The organism is Agromyces humatus (assembly GCF_021228295.1).
Classification (GTDB): domain Bacteria; phylum Actinomycetota; class Actinomycetes; order Actinomycetales; family Microbacteriaceae; genus Agromyces; species Agromyces humatus.
The window spans coordinates 437579-453402 of sequence record NZ_JAJQPD010000002.1 but is presented as its reverse complement, the minus strand read 5'-3'; the positions used below and the strand labels follow the sequence as shown (position 1 = coordinate 453402).

The following is a 15824-nucleotide window of genomic DNA, read 5'->3' as shown; positions in this document are numbered from 1 at the left end:
CTACGGCGCCACGGTGCTCGGGTCGTCCGCGCGCCTGCGCGCAGGTAGTGGACCGAGGAGCAGCGCGGCGGCCGTGAGGACGAGTGCGCTCGATACCGCAACCGTGAAGTCGAGTCCGAAGACGATGACGACGAACGACGGGATCACCATGCACCCGGCCGCGAGCCCCGTCGACCAATCCGAGGCGCGGTATCCATGGGCGGACGGCGGGCGTTCCAGTCGACTGAGCAGGGGTGAGATCCCCGCGAGCACGCCGGCCATGACAACGAGGATCACGGGCCTCGTCAGCCACCATTCGGTCGAGCCGGCCGTCGGCGTCGGCAGGGGAGTGATCAGCAGCAGGCCGATGACGAGCACGAGCACGGGCACGTGCCACAGGTAGATCGTCATCAGCCGGGAGCCGACGATCGCCACGGCGACCCGTATGGGTCGCATGGCCGCGACGCGTTCCAGCGCGGGATATGCAAGCACCAGCAGGCACGTCTGTCCGACCGCCAGAGCGACGAGTGCGAAGTTCGGCGGATTGAGATTGTCCAGCATGTTGCCGGAGTATCCGACTCCGACGAGACCGGCGAGCAGCAGGTACGCGCCCAGACCGATCGCCGCGACCGTGGCGCGGGATCTGGCGCCGAACCATCCGTCTGCGATCCAGAAACCCAACTGCTGCGCGAACAGCCAGACGAACGTCATGTTCAGGAGGCCGAGCGGCTCGATGCCGGTGGCGACCCGCAGGACGTCGAAAGCCACCGCGCCCGCGGCCAAGGTCGTAAGCGTCCGCCAGCGGGCGCGGACGTGGAGGACCGCGAGCCCTGGGAGATACGCCTGCGCGAAGGCGTAGGCCGCGAGGAACCAGAGCGGCGACGAGACGCCGAGGGCGATGAGCCGGATCACTGCGGGATCAACGCCCGCAAGGTGCATCGAGAGCACGCCGAGCGCAAGCGCGGCGAACAGGGCGATCGACGGGCGAGCGAGCCTGAGGATGCGCGACCGGATGAAGTCGGCCGCCGTTCCACCCGAGGCCTCCAGGCGCTGCCACGCACCGATCCCGGCGAAGCCACCCACGACGAAGAACAGCGGCATGATCAGTGCGATCCACGTCACCGGACCGATCCAGTTCGTCTCGAGGAGCGTCTTCTCGACGACGAGTCCGCGGCCTGGAATGACCGCCGCGCCGATCATGAGCATGTGGCCGACGACCACCACGGCGACGCAGAGCACACGGACCAGATCCATGACGGGGTCACGTGCGGTTCCACCGAGCATGGCGGCGGCGGAATACGATGCGCTCGACTCGCTCACGGCCCCTCCGACAGGATCCGGCTGGCTTACTGCAAGTCTGACACGATCGCTCAGGAAAGACGCGGGAAATACGGCGACACGACGCGGTGCTCGCAGTCACTCACAGCAGGCTTGATGCTGGCGGCCATAGATTGGTCGTCCCCTGAACGATTGACGAGGACATCATGGGCTTCTTGGATCGACTCTTCGGCGGCGGCGATTCGCGTGACCAACGCACCGCACCGCCGGTTCCCCAGGCTCGACAGCTGAGCGATGACGAACTCGCCGTCGAGCGCTATCGGTACCTGCTGCGCACGGCGCCGCCCGAGTCGATCGAGGCCGTGCACACTGAGGCGTTCGCGAAGCTCACTCCCGAGCAGCGTCAGGCAGTCTACCGCTCGCTCGCCGAGCAGATGCCGCCCGGGGAACGGCTCGTCTCCGACGAGCCCAGCGCGCTCGCGCGCGCGGCGACGCGCGCCGAGCTGCGTTCGCCCGGCAGCATGGAGCGCGCCTTCAACGGTGCGAACGCCCAGGGCGGGCGGGCGCAGGGTGGCCCGTCGATGGGGCAGATGATCGGCAGTTCGATGCTCGGCACCATCGCCGGGGTCGTGATCGGGTCGGCGATCGCGCAGGCGTTCCTGCCCGACCCTGGCGCGTTCGAGGCCGGCGGCGACCAGGGTGGCGACGCCGGAGCGGGTGATTCCGGGTCAGCCGATGCCGGATCTGTCGATGCCTCAGGCGGCGACGGGGGTGGCGACTTCGGCGGTTTCGGCGACTTCGGAGGTGGCGACCTCGGTGGCGGCGACTTCGGCGGCTTCTGATCACTCGCGCTCTGCTGGGTGACGGTGGCAGCGGCTAAGGTCGCAGCATGAGCAAGCAGGACGGCTCGTCGCGCCAGGTGACCAGCGGCCCGGTCGACGATTCGGCGACCCCGATCCTGCATGTCGACATGGACGCGTTCTTCGTCTCGGTCGAGTTGCTGAAGCGGCCCGACCTTCGCGGCCAGCCGGTCCTCGTCGGCGGAACCGCCGGGCGCGGCGTGGTGGCTGCGGCCAGCTACGAAGCGCGCAGGTACGGCGTCAACTCCGCGATGCCGATGTCGGTCGCATTGCAGCGATGCCCGAACGCGGTCGTGCTGAGCGGTGACTACGCGAGCTACTCGGTGTACTCGAAGCGCGTCATGGCGATCTTCGAGGAGATCACGCCGCTCGTCGAGCCGCTCTCGATCGACGAGGCCTTCCTCGACGTGTCGGGGGCGCGTCGGCTGCACGGCAGCCCGGCCGAGATCGCCTGGTCGATCCGCAGGCGCGTCTTCGACGAGACCGGCCTCACGTGCTCGATCGGCGTCGCGGCGACCAAGTACGTCGCCAAGGTGGCATCGAGTCGCGCGAAGCCCGACGGCATGCTGGTCGTGCCTGCCGCCGACACCATCGCCTTCCTGCACCCGCTGCCGGTGTCGGCGCTCTGGGGCGTGGGTCGAGTCACCGAAGAATCGCTCGCGCGGTTCGGGCTGCGCACTGTGGGCGACGTCGCGGGCATGCCGCCCGCTGCGCTCGAACGCGCGGTCGGCCCGGCGCTCGCGGCGAAGCTCGGCAGTCTCGCGAATGGCATCGACCCGCGCCACGTGCACACGACGCGCACCGAGAAGAGCATCGGCCATGAGACGACGTTCAGCCACGACCTCACCGACCAGGCCGACCTGCGCCGTGAACTGCTGCGGCTCTCCGACAACGTCGCGGTGCGGCTGCGCAAGGCGGGCATGGTCGGTCGCACCGTCGTGCTGAAGCTGCGCTACGGCGACTTCCGCACCGTCACCCGCTCGCGCACACTCGCCGAACCGACCGACGTCGCCCGACGCATCTACGACGAGGTATCAGATGCACTCCGCGAGCTGATCGGCGATGGCGAGCGCGTGAGGCTCCTCGGCGTGCGTGCCGAGCACCTGCGCGTGTCGACGACCGGGGCGATGCTCTGGGATCCCGATGAAGACTGGCGCGACGCCGAGCGCACCATCGACGAGGTCACGGCGAAGTTCGGCAAGGGCGCCGTCACGCCGGCGACGCTCGTCCGCCCGGTCGGCGACCGACGTGCCGATACGCCGCGTCCGAGCACCCGCGACGACGACGCAGCCGAGGCCGCCGCCGGGTGGGGGTGGTAACCCGACCCCACGGCGGGTAGCGTTGCGCGCATGGCTGATCTCGTTCTCGAACTCGCTCAGACGGTCGCCGGCGTCGGCGTCAAGACCTCCTATGGGGAGCCGGTCGACATCGACGGCACCAAGGTCGTGCCCGTCGCACTCGGCTACTACGGGTTCGGGGGTGGCAGCGGCACCGGAGACGGCGTCGGCAGCAAGGAGATCCATGGGCAGGGCAGCGGCAGCGGGGGTGGCGGTGGCGGTGTTTCCATTCCGCTCGGCGCATATGTCGGGCGCGGTGGCGATGTACGGTTCGAGCCGAACATCATCGGCATGATTCTCGTGGCCACGCCGCTCGTGTGGGTCACGGGCAAGGCGTTGCGCTGGGTCATCCGCGCGCTCAAGCACTGACGACGGCCGTTTCGTCGCAACGGGCGGCGACCACCTCAGCGTCGGCGTATACTCGACGCTGAACACGGGAGTCCGGTGAGCCGGGCTGAGAGGAAGGTTCTCAACCTTCGACCGTCGAACCTGATCTGGGTCATGCCAGCGCAGGGAGGCCAATCACATCTCATATTCCCGTGCCTCTTTCCACGAGTAGAAAGGGCACGACACGTGCACGCAACCATCTCCGCATCCGGTTCCGCCACGACGAACGGAGCGCCGCGCTTGCGCTGGCGCGTCGTCGACATCGTCGTCGCGAGTGTCATCGGCGTCGCCGTCGGCGTCGTCTTCTGGGCGTGGGGCGTCGCCTGGGCGCCGATCTCGGCGCCGATCGAGGCGCTCCTCCCCGGACTGCAGGCCGCGCCGGCCGCGGTCTGGCTCATCGCCGGCGTCCTCGGCGGGCTCATCATCCGCAAACCCGGCGCCGCGCTGTACACCGAACTCGTCGCGGCGGTCGTCTCGGCGCTCATCGGCAGCCAATGGGGTGGACTGCTGACCATCGAGGCCGGTCTGGTGCAGGGCCTCGGAGCCGAACTCGTCTTCGCGCTCTTCCTGTACCGGTACTGGCGGTTCCCGGTCGCGTTGCTCGCGGGCGCCGTGGCAGGCCTCGGCATGGCCATCAACGACCTGATCCTCTGGTACGCCGGCGCGGCACCGGCTTTCGCGACGATCTACACCGTGTCGGCGGTCGTCGGCGGTGCGCTCATCGCGGGGGGTCTGTCCTGGCTCGCGGTGCGCGGACTCGCGCGTGCGGGCGCCCTCGGCCGATTCGCCGCCGGGCGCGAGCTGCAGGCGGTCTGACATGACGGGCGGCGCGATCGCCGCCTCCGTGCCCGCATCGATCGAGGCGCGGGGCTGGGGGTGGCGGCACGGCGGCAGGAGCGTGCCCGCCGTCTCCGGCCTCGACCTGCGCGTCGATCCGGGCGAACGCGTGCTCCTGCTCGGCGCGTCGGGCGCGGGCAAGTCGACACTGCTGCACGGGCTCGCGGGCGTCCTGGGTGGCGACGACGAGGGTGAGTCGCTCGGCGAGCTCACCGTCGACGGACGCCCGGCGTCGGCTGCGCGGGGCCGTTCGGGCCTCGTGCTGCAGGACCCCGATTCGCAGATCGTGATGGCCAGGCTCGGCGACGATGTCGCGTTCGGCCTCGAGAATCTCGGCGTTCCGACCGACGAGATCTGGGGCCGTGTCGGGGCTGCGCTCGAAGCGGTGGGGTTGCGCCTGCCACTCGACCATTCGACGTCGGCGCTCTCGGGCGGTCAGCGGCAGCGTCTCGCGCTCGCGGGTGTGCTCGCGATGCGCCCCGGTCTGATTCTGCTCGACGAGCCGACGGCGAACCTCGACCCCGAAGGGGTGCACGAGGTGCGCGACGCGGTAGCGCGAGTCGCCGATGACACCGGCGCGACGCTCGTCGTCATCGAGCACCGGGTTTCGGTGTGGATGCCGGTCGTCGACCGGGTCGTCGTGCTCGGTCACGGCGGCGTGCTCGCCGACGGCAGCCCCGACGCGGTGCTGGTCGGGCAGGCGGCGCCGCTCCGGGCGGCCGGCGTGTGGTTGCCATCGGATGTCCCGTGGCGTGCCCGTCGCTCGACGGCGCGCGATGTCGAGCCGCTCATGGCCGCGCATCGGCTCGATGTCGCCCGCGTGCCCCGAGTGCCAGTGCAGCGCGGCCTCGACCTGCGCATCGATACGGGCCGCATCACCGCCATCACCGGACCGAACGGCGCCGGAAAGTCGACCCTCGCGCTCACGATGGCGGGGCTGCTGCGACCCGACGGCGGTCGACTGGAGCCCGGGGCGCCGATGGCCGGCGCGCGTGGAGACGAGCCCTGGCGATGGCGCTCCAGAGACCTGCTCACTCGCATCGGCACCGTGTTCCAGCATCCCGAGCATCAGTTCCTCACGGGCTCGGTGCTCGCAGAGCTCGAAGTCGGGCCGCGCGCGCTCAAGATGTCAGCGGGCGAGCGGCGCGAGCGCATCGCACCGTTGCTCGCCGCTCTGCGACTCGAAGCGCTCACCTCGGCGAATCCGTTCACGCTCTCGGGGGGCGAGAAACGCCGACTCTCGGTGGCCACGGTGCTCGCCACGCGCCCTCGCATGCTCGTCCTCGATGAACCCACGTTCGGGCAGGACGCCAACACGTGGCGCGAACTCGCTCGACTCATCGCCGACCTGCGCGACGACGGTGTCGGCATCATCGCCGTGACGCACGATGAGACCTTCGTCGACGCGGTCGCCGACAACCGATTCGCGCTGGGGGTCGTCGGCGACGCGGCGATGACGGATGCCGCAGCGCGAGGCCGCTCGCAGGCCGGGGGAGCGTCGGCATGAGCATCGCCACCGTGCGCCCCGACCTGCCCCTCGCGACGATCAACCCCGTCGCGAAGGTCGCCGCGACGATACCGCTCTCGATCGGGCTGGTGCTGACCCTCGACCCCGTCTCGGCGGGCGTCGCGATCCTCTGCGAGCTCATCGTGTTCACCGCGGTCGGACTCGGGCCACTGCTGTGGTCGCCGCGAACCCTGCCCGTCTGGATCGCCGCGCCGCTCACCGGCATCAGCATGGTGCTCTACGGCGCACCGTCGGGCACGACCTACTGGCAGTTCGGCCTCATCGAGGTGAGCGATGGCTCGATCGCGATCGGGCTGGCCACGATGACGCGCGTAATCGCGATCGCCCTGCCCGCGGTCGTGCTCTTCCTCACCATCGATCCCACCGACTTCGCCGACGGCCTCGCGCAGACGCTCAGGCTCCCCGCGCGATTCGTACTCGGCGCCCTCGCGGCGCTGCGGCTCGTCGGGTCGTCGATCGACGACTGGCGCACGCTCGCGCTGGCCCGCCGGGCACGCGGGGTCGCCGACCGTGGCGTCATCCGCCGGAGCCTCGGCCAGGCCTTCGCCCTGCTCGTGCTGGCCATCCGCCGTGGTGGCATCCTGGCCACGGCGATGGAGTCCCGCGGATTCGGAGCGCCCGGAGCGCGCACCTGGGCTCGGAGGGCGACCTTCGGTGCACCCGAGTGGCGGGTCATCGCGGTCGGGTGCCTCGTCGCGGTCGTATCCGTGTCGGCGGCGATCCTCGCCGGAAGCTGGAACCTTGTCTGGTCGTGACGGTGTCGTGACGCCGGTCGTCGCGGCGATCGTCGCCGCCGTTCGAGGACGCCGAACACCGATCGTGCTCATCGACGGGCCGAGCGGATCAGGCAAGTCGACCCTCGCCGACTCGGTCGTCGAGGCCTGGCCCGGCAACGCGCCGACCGTCGTGCGCCTCGATGACGTATACCCGGGCTGGTCGGGGCTCGACGTTGCGGGCGAGCAGCTCGCTCGCACACTCGTGCCACCGCTCCTGCGCGGCGGGGTCGGCCGTTGGCGGCGTTGGGACTGGGCGGCAGATCGCCCCGGCGCACTCGAGGTGAGCCGGCCCGGCCACGCGCTCGTGATCGAGGGCTGCGGCGCCTTCACCGCGGGGCGCGCGGCATCGCAGGCCGTGCGGGTGTGGGTCGAGGCATCCGATCGTGTTCGCAAGCAGCGCGCGCTCGACCGCGACGGGGGGCGGTTCGACCCGTACTGGGAGATGTGGGACGCGCAGTGGCGTCGGCATCTCCGCCGCACGGCGCCCGCACCGCAGGTCGCCATCCGGGTGCGCACCGTCGCCACCTGACCCGAGCGTGGCACCGACCGTCGCGTCGCTCGCGTGTCCCTGCCGACGGCGTGCTGCGAGGACTACGGTAGTGACATGAGTGGAGATACGGCAGGCGCCCAATACGTCGCAGAGTTCATCGACGGCCCGCTCGAGGGGGAGTTCGAGCACCGCATCCTCATCTCCGGCAAGCCGGAGTCCCGGGTCGGCATGGTCGCCGCGGTCGACGGGCTGGAGTCGCTCTTCTGGTACGACGCGATCGACGAGCATCACGTCAATGGGCAGCTCCGCGTGCGGTTCCGATTCGACGCGGGCGATTCCGACCCGGTCGAGTTCGACGAGGACAACAACGACTGAAGCTCCCGACTCGCGTGCCCGGCGAGCCGCGCGCATCGTGTTGTGCCGCGACGCCGGGCGTCAGCTCGACTGGTCGGCGACGAAGGCGCTGATGAGTGCGACCGGGTTCGCGAGGCGCCACAGCGGGCCAGGGTCGCCGATTCCGCTCGAGAGTTCGAGTTCCGAGGCGAGGTCGCCGTCGGCGGTCGAAACCACCACGCTGCCGACCACCCGTCCGGCGGGCGCCGTCGTGAACCGCTCGACGGTGACCGATGCCTCGCCCGGATCGCTGCCCCACGCGGCATCCGTTCGATCGGCCGTCGCGATCAACTCCGCCGAGTCGCCCCATGCCGACTCGACCAGGCCGTAACTCGTGCCGGCGGTGATGACGCTGATCGGCTGAGCTGCAGCCGACACCGACTCCTTCGTCTGCACGACGGCGGCGTCGAGCGTGTCGTAGTCGGGAATGAGCGTCATCGCGCCGATCACGCGGCGGGGCTCTTCACCCTCGACGCCGGTCACCGTCGTCGAGTAGATGAAGCTGACGCCGGCTTGGTCGGTGTAGCTGCGCGCGATCGCTCGGACGCCCTCGTCGCCGAGCCGGTCGACGACGTCGGGCACGTCGCGGGCGCCGAGCGTGGCGGAATCGGGTGCTTCGTAGATCTCGGCGAGTTCGGGATCGTCCAGCACGAGCGCCGCGAGGCGGGTGAGCTCTTCGGCGGTGCCGACGTTGTCACCCGAGAGGCCCGTCGCGTCGGCGACGCGCGTCGCGGTGAACCCCTGTTCGGCGAGCCAGTCGTTCGCGGCCGTCACGTAGGCGTCGATGCTGCCGAATGCCCAGCGGACGAGCGTGTCGGCGTGATTGTTGCTCGACGCCAGCAGCACGGCCCGCACCACATCGCGCTCGGACCAGGTGTCTCCGGGAGAGACCTGCAGCGTACGCGAACCCTCAGCTTGATAGCGCAGGTAGTCGGTGTAGTCGGCCGGGCCGATTCGCAGCCCCGGGCCGTCGCCGTCGGCGGGAAGTGGCAGCGACTCGAGCGTCGCAAGCACGGTGACGAGCTTCACCGCACCGCCGATCGGCAGGGGCTCGGTGTCGCCCGCGACCGCGAGCACCTCTGCGTCGCCCTCATCGGAGACGAGCGCGAGCGCGCTTGCCCCGGTCTCGGGCAGCGCGATCGGCGCTGCGGCGCCTGCATCGGATGACCCACCCTCGGATGTCGCGAGGCGCACCGACGGCTCGGGGAGCGGACCGAGGAGCATCGCCGGCCCGTACACCCCGACCGCGAGGATCGCGACTGCCCCGAGGGTGATGCCGACGAAGCGGCCGGGGCGGAAATTCATGGATTCAGGGTAACCCGGCCTGGCTCAGGCCCAGCCCAACTCGTGCAGACGGTCGTCGTCGATGCCGTAGAAGTGCGCGATCTCGTGCACCAGAGTCACATGGATCTCGTCGCGGAGTTCGTCCTCGTCGTCGCAGATGGCGAGTAGCGGCTCGCGGTACAGGATGATGCGATCCGGCATCTCGCCGAAGCCGTACCGGTCGCGTTCGGTGAGCGCCCACCCCTCATAGAGGCCGAGCGTGTCGAGCGAGCCGTCTTCGGGTCGATCCTCGACGACGAACACGAGGTTCTCGAGACCGTCGACCATGTCGTCGGGCAACCGGTCGAGTTCATCGACGACGAGGGCTTCGAAGGCTTCGGCATCGAGTTCCACGAGTTGCTCCCACGGGTCGGGGCTTGAACCCGCGAGCTTCCCTGGATGCGGTACCACAACCAGGCTGTACCACAACCAGGCGCTCCTTGGGGTGAGTAACGGGGCTTGAACCCGCGACCTCCTGGACCACAACCAGGCGCTCTACCGACTGAGCTATACCCACCATGTGCTGACCGCTGACGCGATATGGCAACTAGAAGAGACTACTACACCTTGGTGGCGAACTCGTCCACGACCGACGCCGCGAGGGTCTGCAGCTCTTGGCTCGACGGCCCGGGATCGGCGACGAACACCGCGCGCCGGTAGTAGTGCAGTTCCCTGATCGATTCGAGGATGTCGGCGAGCGCGCGGTGCCCGCCGTTCTTCGCGGGCGCGTTGAAGTATGCGCGGGGATACCAGCGTTTCGCGAGCTCTTTGATCGACGAGACGTCGACGTTGCGGTAGTGCAGGTGCGCGTCGAGGCGTGGCATGTACTTGGTGAGGAATGCGCGGTCGGTGCCGATGGAGTTGCCCGCGAGCGGCGCCTTCTGCTCTGCGGGCACGTGCTTCAGCACATATTCGAGCACCTGGTACTCGGCATCGGCGACGCTGACGCCGTTGGGGATCTCTTCGATGAGGCCGGACTCGGTGTGCATCGCGCGCACGAACTCGCCCATCGACTGGAGCGCGCTCGCGTCGGGCTTGATGACGATGTTGAGCCCCGCGTCGACGGGGGTCAGGTCGTAGTCGGTGATGACGACCGCGATCTCGACGAGTTCGTCGACCTCGAGGTCGAGCCCGGTCATCTCGCAGTCGATCCAGACCAGTCGGTCACTCGAGGAAGCCATGCGGCGAGTCTAGCGGGGCGCGCCGACACGGGACGCGGTGCGCATGAGGGCCGAAGGTCCCCCCGGAGAGATTCGAACTCCCGACCAAGTGGGTAGAAACCACCTGCTCTGTCCACTGAGCTACGGGGGGTGACATCGGATCGTGCTTCAGCCAGCATAGCCACCGAGCGGTGATCGACCGCGTTCGCTCGGGGGTTGTGCTCAGCCTTCGGTGGGCATGCCCACGTCATCCGTGCGCGTGCGGCGACGCGATCTTCTGCGGCCGCCCCTGATGGCGAGGGCGATGAGCGGGAACAGCAGCACCGAGAGCATTCCCGCACCGACGAGTGCAGCGGCCGTTCCGGTGTCGAGCTCGTCGCGCTCGACGCCGATGGCCGTCACCGCGACGATGATCGGCAGGCCGGTCGCCCCGAAGAGCGCGGTCGCGACGCGGTCAGGACGGCTCGCCCCGTTCGGCACGACGAGCAGCGACGGCAGTCCGCGAACGACAAGGAGCAACACGAGGAACACGGGCAGCATCGCGATCGTGCGGCCGTCGGCGAACAGTGCCTCGAGGTCGAACTCGACACCGGTGTTGATGAAGAACACGGGCACCAGGAATCCGTATCCGACTGCTTCGAGCTTCGATTCGACGGCTTCGGCGTCGGCCTTCGGTGCGCCCGACATCAGCAGGCGGTAGATCACCCCCGCGGTGAATGCGCCGAGGAGCATGTCGAGATCGAGCAGCATGCTGAGGGCGACCAGAGCGAGCAGCACGAACAAGACCAGTCGCACCGCGAACTGACCGCTGGTGTGGAGCGTGGTCGTGATGACGTGATGCAAGCGCTCGCCGAGACCTCTCGCTGCGAACCAGATCGCCACGCCCGCGAGCAGTGCGAAGAGCAGCAGCACGAGCGCGGCGACGAGCGGTGAACGGCCGCTCAGGAAGAGCGAGATCGCCAGGAGCGGCCCGAATTCCCCGACCGCGCCGAGCGCGATCACCGAGATGCCGAACGGTGTCTTCAGGTCGCCCGAGTCGCGCAGCACCGGAAGGATCGTGCCGAGCGCCGTGGAGGTGAGCGCGATGCCGATGAACGCTGCCGACGGCAGGTCGACGGCGATGAGTGCGGCGATGCCGAAGCCCGCGGCGAGCGAGATGATCCAGCCGATCGCGGCCCGGCTGATCGGTCGACCGCGAATCGTACGGAAGTCGATCTCGTTGCCCGCGAGGAAGAACAGCATCGCCAGCCCGAACTCCGACAGGAGGTCGAGGAATGCGTCGGGCGTGACCCACCCGAGCACCGCCGGACCGAGCAGCAGTCCGAGCACGATCTCGAACACGACGAGCGGAATCGCCAGCCAACGCCCGATGCCGCGAACGAGCAGCGGTGCGACTGCGGCGATCGCCGGCACGAGCACCATCGTGCTGAGCGAGACTTCCATGCGTCCCTCCCCGACGGGTGCGACCGCACCCCAGTCGCGATGCTAGTGCGAGTCGGGCCGCGCCGCTCGGGTCGCCGCGGATGCGGCTGGGCGCGTTTCCTCCGTGAAACACGCCGACGGTATCGTCGGGGCATGCGAGACGTGCAGGCGCGAATCATCGCCGAACTCAATGTCACCCCAGCCATCGACCCGGCCGAGCAGGTGCGCTCACGGATCGACTTCCTCAAGGACTACCTTCGCGCGTCCGGCGCGAACGGGCTCGTGCTGGGCATCAGCGGCGGGCAGGACTCCTCGCTCGCCGGGCGTCTCTGCCGGCTCGCGGTCGAAGAGTTCATCGCCGAGGGAGGCGCTGCGACATTCGTCGCGGTGCGGCTTCCCTACGGGGTTCAGCGCGACGAGGACGATGCGCAGATCGCCCTCGACTTCATCGACCCTCAGGAGACGGTCGTCTTCAACATCAGAGGCGGTGTCGACGGGCTCTCGTCGGACTTCGCCGAAGCGACGGATGTCTCGATCAGCGACTTCGGCAAGGGGAACGTGAAGGCGCGCATGCGGATGGTCGCCCAATACGCGCTCGCGGGCGAAAGGGGGCTCCTCGTGGTCGGCACCGACCACGCCGCCGAGGCGGTGACGGGATTCTTCACGAAGTTCGGCGACGGGGGAACCGACCTCCTGCCCTTGACCGGCCTCACGAAACGGCAGGGCCGCGCGTTGCTCGAACACCTCGGAGCGCCCGACCGGCTCTCCCTCAAGGTGCCGACCGCGGATCTGCTCGACACAGACCCGGGCCAGTCCGACGAGGCCAATCTCGGGCTGCGTTATCGCGACATCGACGCGTTCCTCGAGGGCGAGGACATCGATCCGGCGATCGCCGAGAAGATCGAGGCGCGGTTCCTGCAGACGCGCCACAAGCGCACGGTACCCGTCTCGATGTTCGACGACTGGTGGCGCTGATCGGCCTCAGCGGTCGGTGGGCACCGTCTGGGTCGGCCCGGTCGTGGCGTCGGCCGTGCGATCACTGAGCGGCACCGTCTCGCTGTAGCGCTCATGATGCTGTGCCGCGACCCACGCGTCCTGCTGGTCGACGGTCTCGAGTTCGGGCTGCTCGACGCGCTGCGTGCGCCAGCGATCCAGGTCGTTCTGGAACTGCTTGCGGGTGCGCCCCGGGTGGCGCTGCCATTCGAGCAGACGGTCGCGGAACTCGACCACGGCGGGATCGAGTTGGTAGCCGAACGTCGCGGAGGCCCGCTTGAGTTCGTGCAGTTGGTGAGCCGCCCAGTTCGCCGCGACGTCGGAGCCGCGGATCGGCAGCAGTCGCACTTGGATGTCGGCCTGTCCGACGACCCGGTCGGCGAGCACCTGTTCCTGCGGAGTGAGCGAATTCCACACCGACGCCTCGGTCGCGGCGTCGACGAGGGCGGCGATCGCCGCAGTCTTCGCCTCGCGGTCGCGTTGGGCGACGACCCGTTTGATCGAGCCACTCGAGATCCAGGCCGCGAGCAGGCCGGCGGCGAGCACCGCGAGGAACAGGAGGGCGGCCGTGAAGACCGCCGGCTGGGCATCGCTCGACGTGATCCAGGAGACGAGGTCGTTCCACCACTGCATGGCCGCAGGCTATCGCGCGGTCGGGACCGCCCTGCGCCTCGGCCACGGCGCGCCAAGAATTCACGGGTCGCCGAACGGCTGCCTCTCAGCGGAAGAGCTCAGCGGCCTCGCGCGGCGACCAGAACTCGCCGAGTTCGATCGAACGGATGCCGCCCGGCAGGACTCGGCGAGCTCGATACCGCACGCGGTCGTCGCCCCCGTGCCGCTCGATGTGACCGACGACCGCGCCACTCGCTCGCGAGACTCGCCACAGATCGGGCGCCGCGGGCGAGATCGTGAGGCCGGGTACGACGGCGGGGAAGGGTACGCGGGTTCGTGCGAGAACTGCCGTGCTCATGTCGTGCCTCTCATCGTGCAGCCGGCCCTGCGGTGTGTCTGCGACGATACGCAGACCCACCGTCATCCAGACCGCTCGATCAGCGGCGCTCAGCCCGGCGCCCCCCCTGCGCACCGGGTTCTCGGGAACTCAGCCGAGCGCGGTGCCGTTCGCGGCGAACGGCTCGATGCGCTCGATCTCGGCCTCGGTGAGCGGAGCCGCGTCGAGTGCGGCGACGTTCTGCTCGAGCTGGGTCACGCTCGACGCGCCGATGAGGGCGCTCGTGACGAGCGGCTGCCTGAGCACCCAGGAGAGCGCGAGCTGGGCGAGCGACTGCCCGCGCTCCTTCGCGATGGCATCGAGCGCGCGGGCGCGCTCGAGGTACTCGGCGCTGATGCGGTCGGGGGAGAGGAACCGGCTCGTCGCCGCGCGGGACCCGGACGGGACATCCCCCGTGAGGTATCGATCGGTCAGCAGGCCCTGCGCGAGCGGTGAGAACACGATGCTGGCCGCACCGACCTCCTCGAGCGCCGGGAAGAAGCCGTCCTCGATGTGGCGGTCGAACATCGAGTACCGCGGCTGGTGGATGAGCAACGGCACGCCTTCGGCCTCGAGGGCCGCCGCAGCGGCGCGGGTCTCGTCGGGCCCGTAGTTCGAGATGCCGACGTAGAGCGCCTTGCCCTGGCGAACGGCGGTGGCGAGCGCGCCCATGGTCTCCTCGATCGGCGTCTCGGGGTCGGGGCGGTGCGAATAGAAGATGTCGACGTAGTCGAGCCCGAGCCGACGCAGGCTCTGGTCGAGCGATGCGAGCAGGTACTTGCGCGACCCGAACTCGCCGTACGGGCCCGGCCACATGTCGTACCCGGCCTTCGACGAGACGATGAGCTCGTCACGGTATCGAGCGAGGTCGGTCGCGAGCATCCGGCCGAAGTTCTCCTCAGCGCTGCCTGCCGGCGGGCCGTAGTTGTTCGCGAGGTCGAAGTGCGTGATGCCGAGGTCGAACGCGCGGCGCACGATCGCGCGCTGCGTGTCGTAGGCGCGGTCGTGACCGAAGTTGTGCCACAGGCCGAGCGAGAGCGAGGGGAGCTTCAGTCCACTGCGGCCGACCCGGTTGTACTGCATGCGGTCGTATCGTTCGGGGTGCGCGACGAAGGTCATCGGGCCACTCTACGGTGACCGAAGCGAACGTTCCGCCGGCCGCGTGCGACGCGGCCACTCGTCCTCGACAGGGTCGCCACCCACCCGGTTCTCCACGGGTGCGCGAATGCACCGACGGATGTCACGCCACGGGCACGAGGCTCGAGACACGCGGTTCCGGGGCGTCGTCCGGCACGAGGTCGCCCCGGAACCGCGAGCCGTCGATTCGCGGCGGCGCCCGACCGAGGAGTGCACAATGACCGACACCATCACCCTGACCGGCGTCGTGGGCAGCGACCCGCGACACCACGTCACCAACCAGGGGCTCGCGATCACCTCGTTCCGGTTCGCGTCGCGGCACCGGTACTTCGATCGCACGAAGGGCTCCTGGGAGGACGGCGAGACCAACTGGTACACCGTCTCGGCGTTCCGGCAGCTCGCCGTCAACACCAGTCTCTCGGTGCGCAAGGGGGAGCGGCTCGTCGTTCGCGGTCGACTTCGCCAGCGCGAGTGGGACAACGGCACCAAGTCCGGCACCACCGTCGAGATCGAGGCCGACTCGATCGGACACGACCTCTCGTGGTGCGTCACGACGTACGGCCGGCTCGAGAAGGCACGCGCCGCAGGCACCGCTCCCGAGGGCGGGGAACTCGATGACGCCGCCGCCGTCGAGTCGTCGATCGGGTTCGGCGCCGGCGACGACTCCAGCGACGCCGGCGGCTGGCCCGCGACCGCCCTCAGCGCCACCGATGACGACGACGACCTCGGTGCGTTCGGCGACACCGATGAGCGCACGGGAGAGGTGTTCGCCACCGCAGGAGCGGTCGACTGAGCCGCCTGCGCGGTCACCCGGGCCGTCGACGGCACGCAGAGAGTCGGCTCGGGTGGCCGCGGCGGCAGCTGAGGAGAACGATGGCGCGACCGATCGGCGCGACGGCCGCGCTCGTCGGAGACGTCCTCGCCCTCGTCCTGTCA

Annotated in this window: 18 protein-coding genes, 2 tRNA genes and 1 riboswitch; of the genes, 10 read left to right on the top strand and 10 right to left on the bottom strand. The window is 69.5% G+C overall.

Annotated features, from left to right (window positions below; translation table 11 throughout):
• A complete protein-coding gene (locus LSF15_RS04795) occupies positions 1-1299 on the bottom strand; it encodes an acyltransferase family protein (protein WP_232497373.1) in 1299 nt (432 codons plus the stop codon).
• A 164-nt stretch (positions 1300-1463) separates the two neighbouring features.
• On the opposite strand from LSF15_RS04795, the gene LSF15_RS04790 reads away from it, so the two are divergent.
• From LSF15_RS04790 to LSF15_RS04755, 8 genes are all read left to right on the top strand, one after another.
• A complete protein-coding gene (locus tag LSF15_RS04790; RefSeq protein ID WP_232497372.1) occupies positions 1464-2099 on the top strand; it encodes a hypothetical protein in 636 nt (211 codons plus the stop codon).
• A 47-nt stretch (positions 2100-2146) separates the two neighbouring features.
• On the top strand, positions 2147-3436 hold the full coding sequence (locus LSF15_RS04785) for a DNA polymerase IV (protein ID WP_232497371.1): 1290 nt from the start codon (positions 2147-2149) through the stop codon (positions 3434-3436).
• Between the two features lie 30 nt (positions 3437-3466).
• Positions 3467-3823 (top strand): hypothetical protein, encoded by a 357-nt coding sequence (locus tag LSF15_RS04780; RefSeq protein WP_232497370.1) that lies wholly within the window; start codon positions 3467-3469, stop codon positions 3821-3823.
• A gap of 54 nt (positions 3824-3877) precedes the next feature.
• Positions 3878-3987: riboswitch (TPP riboswitch) on the top strand.
• A gap of 40 nt (positions 3988-4027) precedes the next feature.
• Entirely contained in the window at positions 4028-4657 is a 630-nt protein-coding gene (locus LSF15_RS04775; protein ID WP_232497369.1) for an ECF transporter S component, read from the top strand.
• 1 nt (position 4658) lies between these two features.
• Positions 4659-6185, top strand: a complete 1527-nt coding sequence (locus LSF15_RS04770) for an ABC transporter ATP-binding protein (protein ID WP_232497368.1) — start codon at positions 4659-4661, stop codon at positions 6183-6185.
• Positions 6182-6961: an energy-coupling factor transporter transmembrane component T family protein gene (locus LSF15_RS04765; protein ID WP_232497367.1), complete on the top strand. Its 780-nt coding sequence runs from the start codon at positions 6182-6184 to the stop codon at positions 6959-6961. Before LSF15_RS04770 ends, LSF15_RS04765 begins: the two co-directional genes overlap by 4 nt.
• Positions 6948-7511: a nucleoside/nucleotide kinase family protein gene (locus tag LSF15_RS04760; protein ID WP_232497366.1), complete on the top strand. Its 564-nt coding sequence runs from the start codon at positions 6948-6950 to the stop codon at positions 7509-7511. The genes LSF15_RS04765 and LSF15_RS04760 overlap by 14 nt, the downstream gene beginning before the upstream one ends.
• Before the next feature lie 75 nt (positions 7512-7586).
• Positions 7587-7847 (top strand): hypothetical protein, encoded by a 261-nt coding sequence (locus LSF15_RS04755; RefSeq protein WP_232497365.1) that lies wholly within the window; start codon positions 7587-7589, stop codon positions 7845-7847.
• Between the two features lie 60 nt (positions 7848-7907).
• Here the strand turns inward: LSF15_RS04755 and LSF15_RS04750 are convergent, their stop codons facing one another.
• The 6 genes from LSF15_RS04750 to LSF15_RS04725 form a co-directional block, all read right to left on the bottom strand.
• Entirely contained in the window at positions 7908-9170 is a 1263-nt protein-coding gene (locus LSF15_RS04750; RefSeq protein WP_232497364.1) for a serine hydrolase family protein, read from the bottom strand.
• 24 nt (positions 9171-9194) lie between these two features.
• Positions 9195-9542, bottom strand: a complete 348-nt coding sequence (locus LSF15_RS04745; RefSeq protein WP_232497363.1) for a metallopeptidase family protein — start codon at positions 9540-9542, stop codon at positions 9195-9197.
• An 87-nt stretch (positions 9543-9629) separates the two neighbouring features.
• Positions 9630-9705: transfer RNA gene (locus tag LSF15_RS04740), tRNA-His, on the bottom strand.
• A gap of 43 nt (positions 9706-9748) precedes the next feature.
• A complete protein-coding gene (orn, locus tag LSF15_RS04735; protein WP_232497362.1) occupies positions 9749-10369 on the bottom strand; it encodes an oligoribonuclease in 621 nt (206 codons plus the stop codon).
• Between the two features lie 57 nt (positions 10370-10426).
• Positions 10427-10499, bottom strand: a tRNA-Arg gene (locus tag LSF15_RS04730).
• A 71-nt stretch (positions 10500-10570) separates the two neighbouring features.
• On the bottom strand, positions 10571-11791 hold the full coding sequence (locus tag LSF15_RS04725) for a cation:proton antiporter (protein WP_232497361.1): 1221 nt from the start codon (positions 11789-11791) through the stop codon (positions 10571-10573).
• 132 nt (positions 11792-11923) lie between these two features.
• On the opposite strand from LSF15_RS04725, the gene nadE reads away from it, so the two are divergent.
• Positions 11924-12745: an NAD(+) synthase gene (gene nadE / locus LSF15_RS04720; protein WP_232497360.1), complete on the top strand. Its 822-nt coding sequence runs from the start codon at positions 11924-11926 to the stop codon at positions 12743-12745.
• A 6-nt stretch (positions 12746-12751) separates the two neighbouring features.
• On the opposite strand, the gene LSF15_RS04715 is transcribed toward nadE, so the two are convergent.
• From LSF15_RS04715 to LSF15_RS04705, 3 genes are all read right to left on the bottom strand, one after another.
• On the bottom strand, positions 12752-13396 hold the full coding sequence (locus LSF15_RS04715) for a hypothetical protein (RefSeq protein ID WP_232497359.1): 645 nt from the start codon (positions 13394-13396) through the stop codon (positions 12752-12754).
• An 85-nt stretch (positions 13397-13481) separates the two neighbouring features.
• Positions 13482-13733 carry a hypothetical protein gene (locus LSF15_RS04710; protein ID WP_232497358.1) on the bottom strand — a complete coding sequence of 84 codons (252 nt, stop codon included), beginning with the start codon at positions 13731-13733 and terminating at the stop codon, positions 13482-13484.
• Positions 13734-13862: 129 nt separating this feature from the next.
• Positions 13863-14870 (bottom strand): aldo/keto reductase, encoded by a 1008-nt coding sequence (locus tag LSF15_RS04705; RefSeq protein WP_232497357.1) that lies wholly within the window; start codon positions 14868-14870, stop codon positions 13863-13865.
• Positions 14871-15105: 235 nt separating this feature from the next.
• On the opposite strand from LSF15_RS04705, the gene LSF15_RS04700 reads away from it, so the two are divergent.
• Positions 15106-15681, top strand: coding sequence for a single-stranded DNA-binding protein (locus LSF15_RS04700; RefSeq protein WP_232497356.1), 576 nt, complete (start codon positions 15106-15108; stop codon positions 15679-15681).
• The last annotated feature ends 143 nt before the right edge of the window (positions 15682-15824 follow it).